Below are 18,208 nucleotides of genomic sequence, written 5' to 3' on the forward strand. Positions count from 1 at the left end.
GAAACTCAACAAGGCTCCCAGCACATGGCAAGCCAACGCCCGCAAGAAGCGCGCCAACCGCCGGGTACGCGAATGGCGCAGCGTCATCGACACTGACATCATCGGCGTCGCCGACACCCCGGAGAAGGCCGTAACCCAGGTCCGCCGCGTCACATGCGGGGTGTGACCGAATCCGTCTGATCTGCTGATCGGAGTCGACGTTGACGCCTTCCTCCTCTCTCTACAGCACCCGCATACAGACACAGGTGGTCCACCTGGTCCTGCGCCACCTGTCCCGCCCGTTGCACGGGAACACCTACGTGCGGGGAGTACTCCCACCACAGGGCGGGGAGGAAGCCGTCTGCATTGCCGTCGGCACGAAGGACGCGTGTGCACCGGACCTGAATGTCTACGAAATCCCCCTGATCCAAGACGAGATCGTCATCGCCGCCGGCGAAGTCCTCCAGATCGCGCGGGCCGCCCAGACCGCAGACCCCTTCTACCGGACCTTCTACCGCGACGACGAAGACGACCTGTCGCAGATGCCGTCCCTGACCCTTGACCTCCTCGACATCCGAGGAGACCAGGAACAGCAGGAACCGGCTGTCCTGCCCCCAGAGACGATGCACTCGACGGACAGGGCGAATCTGGTGGGGGTCCTCCCCCTGGCGCCCGGACGGCATCGGCTGTACTGGTCATGCGGCGACTGGCCCGGAATCATCGCCTCGGACGCCGAGACCTCCAACAGCCCCGAAGCACTGCAAACGGTCGCCGCCCACGGCCTGCCCGATACGCGCCGCGCGCAGCCTTCAAAAGATCTCCACTGCTGGAAGATCGCCCCACTGCTGGAGCCCTAGGGGCTTTCCCCTACGTCCCAGGGGCTCACCGGTTCCCTCCGCGCGGCGCCCAGGCCGGGTGTCCCGTCTCAAAAGATCAGGCCTGCGAGCAGGGCGAGGTCCCGAGGGTCTCGATCACGGAGTCCGGGACGGAGCTCCCCCGACGGGCTGATGACAGGCTCAGCCGGTGGCTTGTGAAGTACCCGGAGAACGGGCGAAGTCGGCAAGAGTCCGAACGTGCAGGCCCTGGGCGGATGCATGGTTGGTCGTCGATCTCAGTCGACGGCCTTCAAGTTGCCCAGCGCGTCACCGAGGTTGATTTCGGTACGGCCACGGGTCTGGAAGCCCCGCTCGAACAGCTCTGCCGTACGTTGCCGCGCTGCCTCACCCCGCACGAGCTGCTGGAACAGGGCGGCATCCGCGCGTACGTCCGCTGGAGTCGGCAGGCTGATGGCGTTGATGGCTGCTTTGGCCGCGATCAGCGCATCGCGGGGGAAGTCCCCTATGCGCGCGGCGAGGCCGGCTACGAGCTCGTTCAGTTCGGTGTCGGGCACCGCGCGGTTGATCCATCCGTAGCGTTCGGCGAGTTCGGCATCGAAGTCGGCCGATGTCAGTACGGCTTCGAGCGCTCGCCCCCGGCCCAGCAGCCGGGTGAGGTGCTGGATCGCTCCCGCGCCGGGCAGGGTACCGATGCCGACTTCCGGCTGGCCCACGACGGCGTTCTCGCGGGAGGCGAAGCGCATGTCGCAGGCGAGGAGGAACTCGCTGCCCGCCCCCCGTGCACGGCCGCGCAGCTTGGCGATCGTGACGGCCGGGACCTCGCTGAGCTTGCGGAACAGCATCCCCAGGGACGCCTCGCCCGGGCCCCCTGCCTTCCCGGCTTCAGCGGTGTATTCGGGCACTTTGGTCAGATCCACGTGCGGGAAGAAGAAGTCGGGATCCGCGCTGTCGAAGACCACCACCCGCGCGCTCGCCGGTTGGGAAACCTCCTCGAGCAGTCCGACCAGGTCTCGCACGACCTCGGGACCGATGAGGTTGATCGGCGGGGCGTTGAAGGTGGCGAACAGAACGTTCCCGTCCAGCCTGGTGCCGATGGTCTCGTACGGGGCGGTCATGTTCTCCTCCGCTCGGCGCTCATCACGGCCCGCTGCCAATCCCGGCCGGCAGATTCCGGGGGTCCCCGTGCCGCAGTGCGACCGCGGCGATCTCCTCACCCGTCCAGAGGTGGCAGCCCGGGCAGCACCTTCTCAAGCGTGATGGGGAAGTCCCGCACGCGTATCCCGGTGGCGTTGAACACCGCGTTCGCGACCGCCGCGCCTGCCCCGCAGATGCCCAGCTCGCCTACGCCCTTCGCGCCCAGGACGTTGGCCTTGTCGTCGTACCCGTCAAGGACGACCGCGTCGACGTCGGGGACGTCGGCGTGGACCGGCACCAGGTATTGCGCGAAGTCCCGGTTGACGAAGGCGCCGGATCGCAGGTCGACCACGGCCTCTTCTTCGAGGGCCGCGCCGGCTCCCCAGATCATGCCGCCGATCAGCTGCGAGCGAGCCGTCTTCGCGTTGAGCACGCGGCCCACCGAGAACACGCCGAGCATCCGCCGCAGACGGATCTCGGCGGTGTCCGCGTCGACTCCCACTTCAGCGAAATGGGCCCCGTAGGTGTTGATCGAGTAGTCCGTGTAGTTCGGATCATCGCCCATGAAGCGGGTACCGCCTTCCGCCTCGACACCTTCCGGATGGTGGCGCGCGACGATCTCGCTCAGCGCTTCGGACGCGCCGCCGACAGCCACGTTGCCATCGGAGAAGACGGCGTCCGCCGGGTCCAGGCCGTGCAGCGGGGAGCACGTGTCGCCGCGCGCCGCGGCCAGGAGCTGCTCGCGCAGGGTCATACACGCACCATGCACCGCATTGCACGAGTTGGCGGCGCCCCACGAGCCGCCGGACCCCCAGCTGGTGGGAAAGTCGGAACGCCCGAGCTCGATCCGCACCCGATCCGGCGGCAGTCCGAGCCCGTCGGCCGCGACCTGGGTCAGGACGGTGTACGTGCCCGTGCCGAGGTCGGTCATGTCCGTCCGGACGACGGCGGTGCCGTCGGCCTCCAACCGCACCCGCACCGCTGTCGGCCCTTGGAAGTGTCCGCGGATGGCGGCCGACATGCCGTAGCCGACCAGCCGGCGATCGTCGCGCATGCTCGCCGGGGTGGCGGGGCGGTGCTCCCAGCCGAACCGGCGCGCGCCTTCGCGCAGGCAGTCGACCAGGTGCCGGTCGCTGTACGGCACGGCTCGCTCGGGATCGACGGTGGGCTCGTTGAGGATCCGCAGCTCGACGGGGTCCATCCCGAGCGCATGGGCCAGCTCGTCCATCGCCGACTCGACCGCCAGCATGCCCGGCGCTTCGCCCGGCGCGCGGACGTCCGTCCCGGGCGGCAGGTCGAGCGGCGCCAGCCGGTGGCTGGTCAACCGGTGGGGCGCGGCGTAGAGACTGCGGGTCGTGGCGGCGGTCTGCTCGGCGTACTCCAGGTCGGGGTTGGTGTGCATGGTGACGTCATGGGCCATCGCGCTCAGCCGTCCGTCCTGCTCCGCGCCCAGTCGGACCCGCTGGCTGGTGGTGGCACGGTTGCCGACGAGCTGGAAGATCTGCTGCCTGGTCATCGCGACCTTGACCGGTTGGCGCAACTCGCGAGCGGCGAGCGCCGCCAGGATCGTCTCGGAATGGATGCCCAGCTTGGAGCCGAACCCCCCGCCGACGAAGGGGGTGACGATATGAACCCGCTCCGGGTCGAGCCGAAGCGTGGCCGCGACCGAGGCCCGCGCCGCGTCGACGATCTGGCAGCTGACGTAGACGGTCAGGTCCCCGTCGCGCGGTTCCACGAGGCACGCGTGCGGTTCCATCGGCATCGAGAGCTCGTACGGCGTCGTGTACTGCTGGTCGACCGTGACCGCCGCGCCGTCGAACCCGGCATCGAATTCGCCGACCGCGGTGTCGGTGGGGAGACCGGCGTTGACCACCTTCGGGATGTACACCTCGTCTTCCTGCTCGGCAAAGTTGAAACGTCCCCGCCCGCCGGTGTACTCGACTTCGACCAGGTCGGCCGCCGCTCGGGCCTGCTCGAGGGACGTGGCGACGACGAATGCCACCGGCTCGCCGTAATAGTGGATGTCGGGGCCGGTCAGCACCGGCTGGGCGCGCCAGTATTCGAAGGGAATGGACTCATCACGGACGCCCTGCGCGGGAGCACTGTAATGGGTCATCACCATCTTTACGCCGGGCGCGCGTTCTGCGCTCTCGGTGTCGATCCGGGTGATGCGGCCCTTGCCGATCGTCGCGCCGACGATGAACCCGTAGAGGGGTTGGCCGGCCACCCACTGCTCGTAGGCGTACGTGGCCCGGCCGGTGACCTTCAACGGGCCGTCAACGCGGTTGACTGCTTGCCCGATCATCTCGTCTCCTCAGCTCGACCGGGCCGCCTGTGCCAGTGTGCGGCACAGCGTGCGCCGGGCCAGCTCGATCTTGAAGTCGTTGTGACCCTGGCCCACGGCGTCGCGCATCGCGGCCTCGGCGGCGGCGTGATACGTGGCCATCGTGGCGGGGCGGCCGGCCAATGCGGCCTCCGCCTCGATGGACCGCCACGGCTTGTGCGCCACACCGCCGAACGCAACCCGCGCCTGGCTGATCGTGCCCTGATCGGTGGCGACGACAGCCGCCACGGAGACGAGCGCGAACTCATAAGATGCCCGGTCGCGCACCTTGCGGTAGAGCTGCCGGCCCGGCGGGGGCGGTGGCAGGACGACGCTCGTGATCATCTCTCCCGGACGCAGCACCGTTTCGCGGTGCGGCGTATCGCCCGGCAGCCGGTAGAAGTCCGTGATGACGACGCGGCGTACCGTCTCGTCGGCGTCGAGCAGCTCGATCTCCGCCTCCAGCGCGGTCATCGCGACGGCCATGTCCGAGGGGTGGGTGGCGATGCAGGAGTCGCTGGCGCCGAGGATCGCGTGGATCCGGTTGAACCCGCCGATCGCCGAACACCCGGATCCGGGATTCCGCTTGTTGCAGCCCGCGGCCGTGTCGTAGAAGTAGGGGCAGCGAGTGCGCTGCAACAGGTTTCCACCGGTGGACGCCTTGTTGCGCAACTGGCCCGAGGCGCCGGACACCAGGGCCTGTGACAGCACCGGATAGCGGGTGCGTACCCGGGCATCGGCGGCCACATCGGAATTCACCGCCTGGGCGCCGATGCGCAGTCCGCCGTCCGGCAGCTCCTCGATGTCCTGCAACGGAAGCCGACTGATGTCGACCAGATGGCTGGGATGCTCGATGTCGAGCTTCATCAGGTCGAGCAGATTGGTGCCGCCGCTGATGAACTTCGCGCCGGATCTGGACGCCGCGGCGACGGCGGCCTGTGCGTCCGTCGCCCGCTCGTAGGTGAAAGGCCTCATTCCGGGCCTCCGCTCGCGATACCGCGGATGGCCGCGACGATGTTCGGATAGGCGGCGCACCGACAGATGTTGCCGCTCATCCGCTCGCGGATCTCCTCATCGGTCAACGCGATCCGCGGCGAGGCGACGTCACTGGTGGCGTGGCTGGGCCAGCCCGCCGCCACCTCGGTGAGCATGCCGACCGCCGAACAGATCTGGCCGGGAGTGCAGTAGCCACATTGGAAGCCGTCACATTCGACGAAGGCGCGTTGCATGGGGTGCAGGTCACCGGGATCGCCCAGGCCCTCGATCGTCACCACCTCGTCGCCCTCGTGCATGACGGCGAGCGTCAGACAGGGGTTGACGCGCCGGCCGTTGATCAATACGGTGCAGGCGCCGCACTGCCCGTGGTCGCACCCCTTCTTGGTTCCGCTCAGACGAAGCTGCTCACGCAGCGCGTCGAGCAGCGTGGTCCGCGGATCCACCTCGAGCCGCCGCATCTGGCCGTTGATGCGCAACGCGATCGCCGAGAGGCGGGTCTCACCCTCGCTCCGCCCCGCAGTGCCTGTCTCTGCCTCTGTATCGCTCACCACCGCTCGCCCTCCTCCCTGGGTGCGGTGTCACGCCGGAGACGTGTCACCGTTGCCAGGCGCGCTCTCCTGGTTTCAGCGTCTCGCAGAAGCCTGACCATCGCACTGGGAGCGTTCCCTCGGTGCCGGGCGGCCGGGCGCCGGCCGAAAAATAGCCGCGGTCCCTGCGGCACTGCTGCCCCCCCTGCGAGATCGTCCTGTTCGGCGGAGACCGGCACGACCCCGGACGACACACAGTCTGTGGTCTCGTCTCGCGGACATTTCTGCCGGACGGTGCTATCCGATGGCGGTGACTCTCGGTGACGGCAGTTGTCCGGCGGTGCCGGGCCACGTGGCCGCACGACATCCTGGCGGAATCGGTCCCTCCCCCCAGGGGTTTCGTGGCAAGAGAACGCCAAGGGGGTGCCGGTGGCGGCAGATGAGTGATTGGTCCTCGAATGAACTCCCTTGCGGGGGCGCGGAGTTGAGTCCGATTTCGGCGACCCGAAAGGGGGGTGTGGGTCAGGTGGTTGCGGTGAGGCGGGTGATGCGGTCCGTGTCGCAGGTGCGGGGGCAGGTGACGCAGGTGTCCTCGGGCCGCAGCGTGTAGAACATGCAGCAGCTGGCGCGGTCGCGGGTGGGCAGCGCCTCGCCGTTCGGGCCGGTGAGGGTGCGGAATGCCGCGCTGCCGACGTACGGGGCGGTGGCCCCCGGCAGCAGCAGCTCCAGTTCGGCGACCGCGCGCGACTCCTCGCCCAGCAGATGCCCGAGGTACCACAGGCCCTCGACGATCTCGTCGGACGCCATGCCCCACAGCGCCCGCGGGCCGCGCCGCATCCGGCTCCGGAAACCGTGCAGCACGGGCTCCAGATGCTCGGCCACCGCCGCCCGCACCTCGGCCCGTAGCGCCTCCTCGTCCGGCACGACCCGGGCGCCGGGCAGCGCCGCCGCCGGATCTCCCGGAAGGCACGCGAACGAGCGGACCCGCACCGCCATCCGGCCCAGCTCCCGCTGGAAGGCGACGTCCGCCAGGGGCAGCCGCGGCACCCGGCGGTGCAGGAACCAGGGGATGGTGATCAGCAGACAGGCCGGCCAGGCGTAGCGGTGCAGCGCGAAGCCGGCGATGACGTCGGGGCGGGCGCGCTGTCCGTAGTCGCGGAGGATCTGCGCGTCGTCCCAGGCGAGGAACGTGTCCAGGATCTCACCGCCGGCCGCGAGACCGGCCGCGGGCACCCAGCCGTCGTCGCTCGGTGGTGCCGTTTCCCATCCGGTCACCTGCAGGCCGGGGAACACCTCGAAGAGCCGGTCGTACGCGGCGGCCACCGGCTGTGTGCGGGGCGGGGCGGCGGGGGCAGAAGTCATCCGGGAGACCACCGAATCGCGATCGTTGGCAGGTAAGCCTTACCTTATCGGCAGACTCTACCCGGGCCCGCTGAGGTGTGAACCGGCGCTGCGTGCGCCTATGGTGCTGGGAACCGTCAGGAGGAATCCCAATGGAGCAGGGCACAGCGGAACCGGAGCCGCGCGCACGCACGCGTACGCCGGCGCACGCCGGTTCCCCCGTGCCGCAGCCGATCGTGCCCCGGCAGCTGGCCCGGCCCCAGCGGCACTCCGTACGCGGTCAGGTGCTGGCCGCGCTGCGCGAGGCGCTGGTCGGCGGGGAGCTGGTCGCGGGCGAGGTCTACTCCGCGCCCGCGCTCGCCGAGCGCTACGGCGTCTCGGCGACCCCGGTACGCGAGGCCATGCAGCAGCTCGCGGGCGAGGGCGCCGTCGAGGTCGTGCCCAACCGGGGCTTCCGGGTCTGCGAACACAGCTCCCGCGACCTGGCCGAGCTGGCCGAGGTGCGCGCCATGCTGGAGGTCCCCGCGATCATCCGGCTGGCCAGGGCGTTGCCACCGGAGCGCTGGGAGGAGCTGCGTCCGCTCGCCGACGCGGGGGTGAGCGCCGCGGCGCACGGCGACCGGGTCGGCTACGCCGAGGCGGACCGTGCCTTCCACCACGCGCTGATGTCCCTCACCGGCAACCGCCGGCTGACCCAGGTCAGCGACGATCTGCTGCGCGGCACCCAGTGGCCGGCCGGCGGCTCCCGGCTGCGTACCGCCGACCTGCTGGCGGACGCCTCCGAGCACACGGCGTTGCTGGACGCGCTGATCGCGCAGGAACATGCGGTCGCCGAGCGCATCGCCCGCGAGCATCTGTCGGCGGCCCGGCACCCGCACTGAGCGGGGTGGGCCCGCGGGCTCAGCCGGGCAGCAGCTCCGTCAGCGGCAGCGCCGCGGCATCGGCGGCGGGCCGGGAGAGATACAGATCGGCGTGGTAGAAGCCGTCGGCCTCCTTGCCGACGGTGGACAGCCCGCGCGCGGCCAGCGCGGCGAACGTCGCCCGCCGCTCCTCGCCGTCGGTGAACCGGCGCTGCCGGAACGTCCGCGTGGTCAGCTTCTCGGTCACCAGCCCGGCCTGGGTCAGCAGCGCGGAGACCGGTTCGTAGGACACCGTACGGAGCACGAACGCCGCGATCCACGGTGGCGCGGACACACAGTCGAGGAGACGGCCGAAGGTGCGCTCGGAGATGTAGCCGACGCCGCCGGTGACGGTGATCAGGTCGATGCCGGCGAGGGAGGCGCGCAGTTGGGGGCTCGGGTCGTCGAGTTCCAGGTTCTCGGAGAACCCCCGGTCGAGGAGGCCGACCGACTGGGCGTAGCCGACCGCCTGTTCCGCCGCGTCGAGGCCGATCACCCGGGCCGCCTCGGGGCGTCGCCGGGTGGCGAAGAACGTCCGGTCCTCCTGGGCGAGCCGGGGCGTCGCGGGGCCGCCGTGGCCGGGCCCGGCGTAGCGGCGGTAGAGGTCGGACAGGGACAGCCGGTGGTTGAGCAGCGCGGCATTGACCCCGTACGAGCAGCACAGGTCGACGACGTTCAGCGGCGGACGGTCACTGCGGCGCCGTTGCAGGACCTCGGTCACGGCGCGGAAGACCGCCTGGCCGTGGTGCGGTATCTGATATTCGAACGGTTGCAGAGTGGTGAAGTACCTGCGCGGATCAGGGCAGTTGTAGATCGCCTCGAAATCCGCCTTGCCCCAGTCGGTTGACGCGCTGGTATTGGACACTCCTGCTGCCACGTGGACCTCCTGAAAAGGCGCCCCTAAAGGGAGCGGGTCCCGGAACAGCATTCAGGCCCGGCCGTCGCCTTGCACTGCGACTTGCGGCCATTCTCGGGGCCCGTGGGGCGGGGGCGGGGCACCCGTGTCCGAGCCTCGCACAGGGGAACAGCCACCGCACCCCGGCCGATCCGCCGCGGTGACCGCACGCTTTCGGCCAATCGGCTCGCCGACCCGCATGGCTGAGGGCGGGGGGTTGACGGGTGGGCGGGCCCTCGGCGCCCGGCCGACGGGCCCGGTCCGTACGACCGGCCCGCCGGCCCCGTGCGGGGCGTGGGACGTCCTGCGGCCCGCTGTTCCCGGGCCCGCTGTCCTGCGTCCCGATGCGTGGCGCCCTACGCCGCCCTACGCCGCCCTACGCCGCCCTACGCCCCCTGTGCCGCCCCTGCCGCCCGTGCCGCCTCACGTCGCCGCCGGATCCGGCGTGAGGTGATCGGCGAGCCATGTCGGAACCCCGCCCATGAGGCGGAACAGCCGGGCGGCCTCGGCGCGCAGCCGGGGCGCGTCCTCCTCCGGCGCCGCGTCGGCCAGCGCCGCCAGCGCGGGCGCCGTACCGACCAGGAAGCCCAGCTCCTCCCGGATCCGCAGCGACTCGGCGAAGCCGTGCCGGGCCTCGGTCAACTCCCCGTCGCGCAGGGCGAGTCCGGCCAGATGACGCCAGGTGAAGGACAGCAGCAGAATGTCGCCCTGGGCGGTGGCGCCCGCATGCGCGCGGCGGTAGGCGGCGCGTGCCGAGTCCGGACTGTCGGCGACGTGCTCGGCCATCAGCCCGCGGCGGAAGTCCAGCAGCGGCCGGCCGGCCGCCGTGGGGGCGAGCAGCGCGGCGGCCCGGCCCAGCGCCGAACGCGCCTCGTCGGCCCGGTCGCGGACGCCCAGCACCGTGGCCGCGTACGCGAGGTGGCCGCGCTCGCAGGCCGCGCCGCCCCGCTCGTCGTCGTCGCCCGCCAGCGCCTCGGCGGCGCGCAGCGCGTCCTCGGCCGCGGCCCACCCGGTGGCGGTGAACATGCAGCGCTCGACGAGGAGCGCGGCGCGGCGCAGCGCGGCGGGGGCGTGCCGGGCGGCGTGCGGCTCCAGCAGCGCGGCCGCGTCGTCCCAGCAGCCGCGGGAGCGCAGCCGCCACACGGCGCGGTCGAGGGGATCGTCGTTCGCGCCCGGTCCGAGGGCCGGCACACGGGGTGCCGGGACCGATGCCGAGGGGAAAGCCGATGCCGATGAGGAATCCGATACCGAGATGGATTTCGATACCGGGGTGGATGTCGGTGCTGATGTGGATTTCGGAGCCGATTCCGCTGACCTAACGGCATCCGCGGATTCCGCGGAACCTGACATGGCGGTATCCGCCACATTGCCCTCCCCGAGCGCGCCATTGAGCTGGAAGCCGTGCCGTGGGCGAATCTCAGCACGAATTCCGTCGCCGGGCCAAGGGGGTGGGTGAATGATTTCACAATCGCCGGGAGGGCGGTCGGCCCCGGCGTCCCGGCCCTGATCGGCCGCGCTGCGCGGGGCGCGGCCGCCGTACGGGCAAGCGCCGTTGACGTCACGTCGCCCGATCGGGGTACCTCGAAGGGCGTAACGCGGTGCGTTCACCCGAAGAGCGGTCCGCGGGGCGGGGGCGCCGGGAAATGACGCGGATCCCGTCGCTCGGCGACGGGATCCGCAGGGTGGCACCGCTTCTGTGCGGCTCGGCCGGGTCAGCTCATCCGCAGCGCGAGGAAGAAGTCGAGCTTGTCCTCCAGCCGGGACAGATCGCGGCCGGTGAGCTGCTCGATCCGGCCCACCCGGTAGCGGAGCGTGTTCACATGCAGGTGCAGACGGGTGGCGCAGCGGGTCCAGGAGCCGTCGCAGTCCAGGAACGCCTCCAGGGTGGGGATCAGCTCGGCGCGGTGCCGGCGGTCGTAGTCGCGCAGCGGGTCCAGGAGGCGGGCGGTGAAGGCGCGCCGGACGTCGTCGGGGACGAACGGCAGCAGCAGGACGTGCGAGGCCAGCTCCTCGTGCCCGGCGGCGCAGACCCGGCCCGGACGGGCGGCGGCGACCCGGCGGGCGTGCCGGGCCTCCTCCAGGGCGCCGCGCAGCCCCTCGGCGGAGTGCACCGACGCGCTGACGCCGACGGTGAGCCGGCCGTCGTTGTCCAGGCCCCGGCCGAGCGGCTCCTGGACGACGGCGAGCAGGTCGTCGGCGTGCAGGCCGGTGGCCGTGGTGTCCCCGGACTCGTCCGGCGTGGCGGGCAGCGGCACCAGCGCCACCGCCTCGTCGCCGGTGTGCGCCACCGCGATCCGGTCCGACGGTTCGGGCCCGAACGTGCCCGGATCGATCAGCACTTCCTCCAGCAGCGTCTGCGCCACCTGGCCGCCGGGGACCTCGCCGGACTCCCACTCGACCCGGGCCACCACGATCTGCCAGTGCGGGGCGCTGCCCAGGCCCGGCAGCAGCACCGGGGCCGCCACCCGCAGCCGGGCCGCGATCTCGGCGGGCGGGGCACCCGTCTGGACGAGCTCCAGCACCTCCTGGGCGAGGCGCCGGCGCACCGTACGGGCCGCATCGCGCCGGTCGCGTTCCACGGCGATCAGCTGGGTGACGCCGTTGAGCAGGTCGAGGCGCTCCTCGGGCCAGTCGCCGGCGTCCGCCTCGACGGCCAGCAGCCAGTCGGAGAGCAGCGTTTCGCGCAGGTCACGGCCGTCGTAACGGATCGGGAAGAGGGAGTACGTCACGCCGCCGAGGGTGACGCGGTGCGGGCCGCGGCGGCCGGTGCGGGAGGCGGCGAGATGCTCGCCGGCGAGCCGGGCGCCGAGCTCGGCGGGCAGCTCGGGGCCGGAGTCCGCCAGCGTGGATCCGGCGATCTGGCGCCCGGTGGGGGACAGGACCCAGGCCCGCAGGTCCAGATCCGATCCCAGCAGGTCCAGGACGACCTCCGGGCCGCCGCCGGTGGGCCCGGACGTCATCAGGCGCCGGTGTCGGTCCACCACGGCAGCCAGGTCGCCGGCCCGCTCACTGGAGACCTGGCGTACGACATACTCGGTAATGGAGGCGAACGACACGTCCTCGACCACGGAGAACAGCGGGAGCCGGTGCCGGCGACAGGCCTGTACGAGGTCATCGGGCACCGCGCCCAGCTCTGCCTCGCCGGCCGCGAGACCGGCGACACCGGCCGAGGCCAGGATCCGTACGAACCGCTCGGAGTCCTCCGCCTCGCGGCGCCAGGCGAGGCCGGTCAGGACCAGTTCGCCGCCGGAGAGATACCGGCTGGGGTCGCGGAGGTCGGTGGTCATCACACCCCGTACCGTTCGGTCCAGCTCGTCCTCGTCTCCGAGCAGCCGTAGGCCCAGAGTGTCGGTTTCCAGGAGTGCGCGGAGCCGCATGACCTCGCCCGCCGTTCTTTGCTGTCTTGTGTGGCCGGTGGAATGCCGCGAGGTTTCAGAGCCTCGTCTTTCGTTCGAATCTACAAGACAGGTGGCTTGGCCAGCCAACCGCTTCATGGTTTCGGTGACTGCACCCGGTGGGCCCTAGGCGCGTTCACTTGCTCCAACCCGTTAACAAGACGTGAACAAGCTCCATGGCGACCAGGGCCCGAGGTCCTCACCATGAGCTGCGGACGACCCGATTTCGTAGAAGAGGCCACCCATGGACTTCCTTCGCCCCGCCAGCTGGGAGGAGGCGCTCGCCGCTAAGGCCGAGCACCCCACCGCTGTGCCCATCGCGGGCGGCACGGACGTGATGGTCGAGATCAACTTCGACCACCGCCGCCCCGAGTACCTGCTCGACCTGAACCGCATCGGTGACCTGAGCGAGTGGGAGGTCGGAGAGAAGACCGTACGGCTGGGCGCCTCCGTTTCCTACACCAGGATCATGGAGAACCTGCGGGGCGAACTCCCGGGCCTGGCGCTGGCGTCGCACACCGTCGCCTCCCCGCAGATCCGCAACCGCGGCGGCGTCGGCGGCAACCTGGGCTGCGCCTCCCCGGCCGGCGACGCGCACCCCGCGCTGCTCGCCTCCGGCTGCGAGGTCGAGGTCGAGTCCGCCGAGCGCGGCGTCCGCATGATCCCGATCGACGAGTTCTACCTCGGCGTCAAGCGCAACGCCCTGAAGCCCGACGAGCTGATCCGCTCGGTGCACCTGCCCAAGGCCGACGGCCCGCAGCAGTTCTCCAAGGTCGGCACCCGTAACGCCATGGTCATCGCGGTCTGCGCGTTCGGTATCGCGCTGCACCCCGAGACCCGTACGGTCCGCACCGGCATCGGCTCGGCCGCGCCCACCCCGATCCGCGCCAAGGACGCCGAGATCTTCCTCGCCGCGGCCCTGGAAGAGGGCGGCTTCTGGGAGTCGGGCGCCCCGATCCCGCCGTCCGTCGCCAAGCAGTTCGCGCAGCTCGCCTCCGGCGCCTGCAACCCCATTGACGATGTGCGCGGCAGCGCCAAGTACCGCCGCCACGCGGTCGGGATCATGGCGCGCCGCACCCTCGGCTGGACCTGGGAGTCCTACCGCGGAAACGAGAGGAGCGCACAGTGCGCGTGACATTCACCGTCAACGGCCGCCAACAGGAGGCCGACGATGTCTGGGAAGGCGAGAGCCTGCTGTACGTCCTCCGCGAGCGGATGGGCCTGCCTGGTTCGAAGAACGCCTGTGAGCAGGGCGAATGCGGTTCCTGCACGGTCCGTCTGGACGGCATCCCGGTGTGTTCCTGCCTGGTCGCGGCCGGCCAGGTCGAGGGCCGCGAGGTGGTGACCGTCGAGGGACTGGCGGACTTCGCCAAGCAGCGCGCCGAGAAGGGCGGCTGCGCCACGGGGGCCTGCGGGACGAGCCTGCAGGACGCCCAGCAGTGGCAGTCCAGGCCCGCCGACTCCCAGACCGGCGAGAACACCGAACTCTCCCCGATCCAGCAGGCGTTCATCGACGCCGGCGCGGTCCAGTGCGGCTTCTGCACCCCGGGCCTGCTGGTCGCCGCCGACGAGCTGCTGGAGCGCAACGACTCCCCGTCGGACGCCGACATCCGTGAGGCCCTGTCGGGCAACCTGTGCCGCTGCACGGGCTACGAGAAGATCCTCGACGCGGTCCGGCTGGCGGCCGCCCGCGGCGAGAACCAGACCGCCGGACAGGGGGCCTGAACGCCATGGCTGGTGCCACCCGTACACCCACCAACCTCACCCAGGGCGGCAAGACGGACGCCGGTATCGGCGCCTCCACGCTCCGCCCCGACGGCACCCTCAAGGTGACCGGCGAGTTCGCGTACTCCTCGGACATGTGGCACGAGGACATGCTGTGGGGCTTCACGCTCCGCTCCACCACCGCGCACGCCGAGATCGTCTCCATCGACACCTCCGAGGCGCTGAAGACCTCCGGTGTCTATGCGGTTCTCACCTACGACGACCTGCCCACCGACGTGAAGAACTACGGCCTGGAGATCCAGGACACGCCGGTTCTCGCGCACGGCAAGGTACGTCACCACGGCGAGCCGGTGGCGCTGGTCGCCGCCGACCACCCGGAGACCGCGCGCCGCGCCGCCGCCAAGATCAAGATCGAGTACAAGGAACTCCCGGTCATCACCGACGAGGCGTCCGCCCTCGCCGAGGACGCGATCCTGGTCCACGAGGGCCGCGACGACCACCACTCCGGGCACGTCCCGCACCCCAACATCGTCCACCGCCAGCCGATCATCCGCGGCAACGCCGACGAGGCCGCCAAGAAGGCCGACGTCATCGTCTCCGGCGAGTACGTCTTCGGCATGCAGGACCAGGCCTTCCTCGGCCCGGAGTCCGGCCTCGCGGTGCCCGGCGAGGACGGCGGCGTCGACCTCTACGTCGCCACCCAGTGGCTGCACTCGGACCTCAAGCAGATCGCCCCGGTCGTCGGCCTGCCCGAGGAGAAGGTCCGCATGACGCTCTCCGGCGTCGGCGGTGCCTTCGGCGGCCGCGAGGACATCTCGATGCAGATCCACGCCTGCCTCCTGGCGATGCGCACCAACAAGCCCGTCAAGATCGTCTACAACCGGTTCGAGTCCTTCTTCGGACACGTCCACCGGCACCCGGCCAAGCTCTGGTACGAGCACGGCGCCACCAAGGACGGCAAGCTCACCCACATGAAGTGCCGGATCGTGCTGGACGGCGGCGCCTACGCCTCCGCCTCCCCGGCCGTCGTCGGCAACGCCTCGTCCCTCTCGGTCGGCCCGTACGTCGTCGACGACGTCGAGATCGAGGCCATCGCGCTCTACTCGAACAACCCGCCCTGCGGCGCGATGCGCGGCTTCGGCGCGGTCCAGGCGTGCTTCGCCTACGAGGCGCAGATGGACAAGCTCGCCAAGAAGCTGGGCATGGACCCGGTCGAGTTCCGGCAGCTCAACGCCATGGAACAGGGCACGCTCATGCCCACCGGCCAGCCCGTGGACTCGCCGGCCCCGGTCGCCGAACTGCTCCGGCGCATCAAGGCGATGCCGCTTCCCCCGGAGCAGCAGTGGCTGGCGGCCGGCGAGGGCGCGGACGTCCGTGCCCTGCCCGGCGGTCTGTCCAACACCACGCACGGTGAGGGCGTCGTCCGCGGTATCGGCTACGCCGTCGGCATCAAGAACGTCGGCTTCTCCGAGGGCTTCGACGACTACTCCACCGCCCGGGTGCGGATGGAGGTCATCGCCGGCGAGCCGGTCGCCACCGTCCACACCGCGATGGCGGAGGTCGGCCAGGGCGGTATCACCGTCCACGCCCAGATCGCCCGCACCGAACTCGGCGTCGAGCAGGTCACCATCCACCCCGCCGACACCCAGGTCGGCTCGGCCGGCTCGACGTCCGCCTCCCGGCAGACCTACATGACCGGCGGCGCGGTGAAGAACACCTGCGAGGCCGTGCGCGAGAAGGTCCTGGAGATCGGCCGCGCCAAGTTCGGTACGTACCACCCCGCGTGGGCCACCGCCGAACTGCTGCTGGAGGGCGGCAAGGTCGTCACCGACGGCGGCGAGGTCCTCGCGGAGATCGCGGACGTCCTGGAGGGCGAGGCGGTCGACCTGGAGCTGGAGTTCCGGCACCGGCCCACCGAGGCGTTCGACCTGAAGACCGGCCAGGGCTTCGGCCACGTCCAGTACTCCTTCGCCGCGCACCGCGCGGTCGTGGAGGTGGACACCGAACTCGGCCTGGTCAAGGTCATCGAGCTGGCCGTCGCCCAGGACGTCGGCAAGGCGCTCAACCCGCTGTCCGTCGTCGGCCAGATCCAGGGTGGTACCACCCAGGGCCTGGGCGTGGCGGTCATGGAGGAGATCATCGTCGACCCGAAGACCGCGAAGGTGCGCAACCCCTCCTTCACGGACTACCTGATCCCCACGATTCTCGACACCCCGACCATCCCGGTCGATGTGCTCGAACTCGCCGACCCGAACGCGCCGTACGGTCTGCGCGGTCTCGGCGAGGCCCCGACCCTGTCGTCCACTCCGGCCGTCCTCGCGGCGATCCGGAACGCGACCGGGCTGGAGCTCAACAAGACGCCGGTGCGCCCCGAGCACCTCACCGGCACCTGAGCCGTCCGGGGCGTGACCCCCGGACAACCGGTTCCGGGCAGTACGCGACAAGGGGTGTCCCTGTCCGTCCTCCTCCGCGTGCTGCCCGGATCCCGCATCACCTCGTAGAACCCCCGCACCACGCAGTCGCTGTTCCGGCGCCAGGCCGGAATCAGTACCCCAGTGCGTTCGTCTCGGGCCGTCCCCCGGGTCGTGCAGCCGATGTTGTCCCAAATCTCGCAGTCGATGCGAGGGCCCCTTTGAACCTTGGGAGTTCAGGCACCATGACCCAGCAGTCCACTGAGCCGAAGACGGTGGCGGAAGACGCGGGCACCGGCTCGCGTCAGCCCGCCGGCCGCTCTTGGCTCGACCGGTACTTCCACATCTCCGACCGCGGATCGACGATCGGCCGGGAGGTGCGTGGCGGCGTCACCACCTTCATGGCGATGGTCTACATCGTCCTCCTGAACCCGGTGATCCTCACCAGCGCCCAGGACATCACCAAGGCCCACCTGGACGCCGGCCAGGTGACCACCGCGACGGCACTGGCCGCCGCAGTCACCACCATCGCCATGGGCTTCCTCGGCAACGTTCCCCTCGCCCTGGCTGCGGGGCTGAGCGTTTCCGCCGTGATGGCCTTCCAGGTCGCTCCCACGATGACCTGGGACAACGCCTGGGCGATGTGCATCATTTACGGTGCCGTGATCGTCCTCCTCGTCGTCACCGGCCTTCGTGAACTGATCATGAACGCCATTCCGTTGCCCCTCAAGCACGCGATCACCATGGGCATCGGTCTGTTCGTCTGCCTTATCGGCCTGGTCCAGGCGGGCTTCGTCACCTCCATGCCCGGCCCCGGCGGCATAGCGGGTGCCAAGCCGATCCAGCTCGGCACCACCGACATGCTCACCGGCTGGCCCGTCGCCTGCTTCTGCTTCACCGTCCTGCTGATCTTCCTCCTCCAGATCCGCAAGGTCCCCGGCGCCATCCTCATCGGCATCGTCGGCGGCACCGTCGTCGCCGCGATCGTCCACCAGCTGGCCGGCCTGACTCCCAAGGACTGGGGCGGCACCAACGCCCCGGTGCTCTCCGGCTCCGTAGTCTCCACCCCCGACTTCGGCCTGCTCGGCCATGTGTCCTTCAGCGGCCTGGGCAACGTCGGTGGCATCACCATCGGCGTCATCGTCTTCACCCTCGTCCTGGCGGGCTTCTTCGACGCCATGGGCACCATCATCGGCATCGGCCAGCAGGCCGGTCTCGCCGACAAGGACGGCAAGATGCCGGGCCTGAACAAGGCCCTGGCCATCGACGGTGCCGGCGGCATCGTCGGCGGTCTCGCCGGAGCCTCCGGCCAGACCGTGTTCGTCGAGTCGACCGCGGGCGTCGGCGACGGTGCACGCACCGGCTTCGCCAGCGTCATCACCGGCCTCGGCTTCGCCCTGTGCCTCTTCTTCACCCCGCTGGCGCAGGTCATCCCGACCCAGGTCGCGGCCGCCGCCCTGGTGGTGATCGGCTCGATGATGCTGACCAACGCCAAGCACATCAACTGGGACGACCCGGCGACCTCCATCCCGGTCTTCCTGACGACCGTCCTGATGCCGTTCACCTACTCCATCACCGCCGGTATCGCCGCCGGTTGCATCGCTTACGTCCTCATCAAGGCCGTCCAGGGCAAGTGGCGCGAGCCCGGCTGGCTGATGTGGGTGCTCTCCGCGGTGTTCCTGGCCTACTTCGCGCTCAGCCCGATCGAGCAGTTCCTGGGCGTGCATCACTGATCCGCCCTCCCAAT

General features: G+C 70.6%; 14 protein-coding genes. 6 read left to right on the forward strand and 8 right to left on the reverse strand.

What is annotated here, in order from left to right:
• Positions 1 to 245 precede the first annotated feature (245 nt).
• Entirely contained in the window at positions 246 to 836 is a 591-nt protein-coding gene (locus AC5677_RS30485; RefSeq protein ID WP_497191084.1) for a hypothetical protein, read from the forward strand.
• 254 nt (positions 837 to 1,090) lie between these two features.
• On the opposite strand, the gene AC5677_RS30490 is transcribed toward AC5677_RS30485, so the two are convergent.
• From AC5677_RS30490 to AC5677_RS30510, 5 genes are all read right to left on the reverse strand, one after another.
• On the reverse strand, positions 1,091 to 1,930 hold the full coding sequence (locus tag AC5677_RS30490) for an enoyl-CoA hydratase/isomerase family protein (RefSeq protein WP_497191085.1): 840 nt from the start codon (positions 1,928 to 1,930) through the stop codon (positions 1,091 to 1,093).
• 95 nt (positions 1,931 to 2,025) lie between these two features.
• Complete coding sequence (locus AC5677_RS30495; protein WP_497191086.1) at positions 2,026 to 4,218, reverse strand: xanthine dehydrogenase family protein molybdopterin-binding subunit; 2,193 nt, start codon at positions 4,216 to 4,218, stop codon at positions 2,026 to 2,028.
• A gap of 45 nt (positions 4,219 to 4,263) precedes the next feature.
• Positions 4,264 to 5,247: an FAD binding domain-containing protein gene (locus AC5677_RS30500; RefSeq protein WP_497191087.1), complete on the reverse strand. Its 984-nt coding sequence runs from the start codon at positions 5,245 to 5,247 to the stop codon at positions 4,264 to 4,266.
• A complete protein-coding gene (locus AC5677_RS30505; protein ID WP_497196820.1) occupies positions 5,244 to 5,750 on the reverse strand; it encodes a 2Fe-2S iron-sulfur cluster-binding protein in 507 nt (168 codons plus the stop codon). Before AC5677_RS30505 ends, AC5677_RS30500 begins: the two co-directional genes overlap by 4 nt.
• A gap of 567 nt (positions 5,751 to 6,317) precedes the next feature.
• The gene (locus tag AC5677_RS30510) at positions 6,318 to 7,157 is read right to left on the reverse strand and encodes a (2Fe-2S)-binding protein (protein WP_497191088.1); all 840 of its coding nucleotides are present in this window, start codon (positions 7,155 to 7,157) and stop codon (positions 6,318 to 6,320) included.
• A gap of 131 nt (positions 7,158 to 7,288) precedes the next feature.
• Here AC5677_RS30510 and AC5677_RS30515 point away from each other — a divergent pair, with 131 nt between their 5' ends.
• Positions 7,289 to 8,017 (forward strand): GntR family transcriptional regulator, encoded by a 729-nt coding sequence (locus AC5677_RS30515; protein ID WP_497191089.1) that lies wholly within the window; start codon positions 7,289 to 7,291, stop codon positions 8,015 to 8,017.
• Positions 8,018 to 8,036: 19 nt separating this feature from the next.
• Here AC5677_RS30515 and AC5677_RS30520 read toward each other — a convergent pair whose 3' ends face one another.
• From AC5677_RS30520 to AC5677_RS30530, 3 genes are all read right to left on the reverse strand, one after another.
• Positions 8,037 to 8,912, reverse strand: a complete 876-nt coding sequence (locus AC5677_RS30520; RefSeq protein ID WP_497191090.1) for a hypothetical protein — start codon at positions 8,910 to 8,912, stop codon at positions 8,037 to 8,039.
• A gap of 441 nt (positions 8,913 to 9,353) precedes the next feature.
• Positions 9,354 to 10,121 (reverse strand): hypothetical protein, encoded by a 768-nt coding sequence (locus AC5677_RS30525; protein ID WP_497191091.1) that lies wholly within the window; start codon positions 10,119 to 10,121, stop codon positions 9,354 to 9,356.
• A 521-nt stretch (positions 10,122 to 10,642) separates the two neighbouring features.
• Positions 10,643 to 12,307, reverse strand: coding sequence for a PucR family transcriptional regulator (locus AC5677_RS30530; RefSeq protein WP_497191092.1), 1,665 nt, complete (start codon positions 12,305 to 12,307; stop codon positions 10,643 to 10,645).
• Between the two features lie 262 nt (positions 12,308 to 12,569).
• On the opposite strand from AC5677_RS30530, the gene AC5677_RS30535 reads away from it, so the two are divergent.
• From AC5677_RS30535 to AC5677_RS30550, 4 genes are all read left to right on the forward strand, one after another.
• Positions 12,570 to 13,460 carry an FAD binding domain-containing protein gene (locus AC5677_RS30535; RefSeq protein WP_497191093.1) on the forward strand — a complete coding sequence of 297 codons (891 nt, stop codon included), beginning with the start codon at positions 12,570 to 12,572 and terminating at the stop codon, positions 13,458 to 13,460.
• Positions 13,451 to 14,050, forward strand: coding sequence for a (2Fe-2S)-binding protein (locus tag AC5677_RS30540; protein WP_497191094.1), 600 nt, complete (start codon positions 13,451 to 13,453; stop codon positions 14,048 to 14,050). Before AC5677_RS30535 ends, AC5677_RS30540 begins: the two co-directional genes overlap by 10 nt.
• A 5-nt stretch (positions 14,051 to 14,055) precedes the next feature.
• Positions 14,056 to 16,443, forward strand: coding sequence for a xanthine dehydrogenase family protein molybdopterin-binding subunit (locus AC5677_RS30545; protein ID WP_497191095.1), 2,388 nt, complete (start codon positions 14,056 to 14,058; stop codon positions 16,441 to 16,443).
• Between the two features lie 263 nt (positions 16,444 to 16,706).
• Positions 16,707 to 18,194, forward strand: a complete 1,488-nt coding sequence (locus AC5677_RS30550) for an NCS2 family permease (RefSeq protein ID WP_497191096.1) — start codon at positions 16,707 to 16,709, stop codon at positions 18,192 to 18,194.
• Positions 18,195 to 18,208 lie beyond the last annotated feature (14 nt).

This window comes from Streptomyces sp. JLSY215, from assembly GCF_059682825.1.

Coding starts and splice junctions, on each gene's coding strand:
- AC5677_RS30490 (WP_497191085.1), bottom strand. CDS start 1,930: ATGACCGCCCCGTACGAGACCATCGGCACCAGGCTGGACGGGAACGTT.
- AC5677_RS30500 (WP_497191087.1), bottom strand. CDS start 5,247: ATGAGGCCTTTCACCTACGAGCGGGCGACGGACGCACAGGCCGCCGTC.
- AC5677_RS30510 (WP_497191088.1), bottom strand. CDS start 7,157: ATGACTTCTGCCCCCGCCGCCCCGCCCCGCACACAGCCGGTGGCCGCC.
- AC5677_RS30515 (WP_497191089.1), top strand. CDS start 7,289: ATGGAGCAGGGCACAGCGGAACCGGAGCCGCGCGCACGCACGCGTACG.
- AC5677_RS30530 (WP_497191092.1), bottom strand. CDS start 12,307: ATGCGGCTCCGCGCACTCCTGGAAACCGACACTCTGGGCCTACGGCTG.
- AC5677_RS30535 (WP_497191093.1), top strand. CDS start 12,570: ATGGACTTCCTTCGCCCCGCCAGCTGGGAGGAGGCGCTCGCCGCTAAG.
- AC5677_RS30545 (WP_497191095.1), top strand. CDS start 14,056: ATGGCTGGTGCCACCCGTACACCCACCAACCTCACCCAGGGCGGCAAG.
- AC5677_RS30550 (WP_497191096.1), top strand. CDS start 16,707: ATGACCCAGCAGTCCACTGAGCCGAAGACGGTGGCGGAAGACGCGGGC.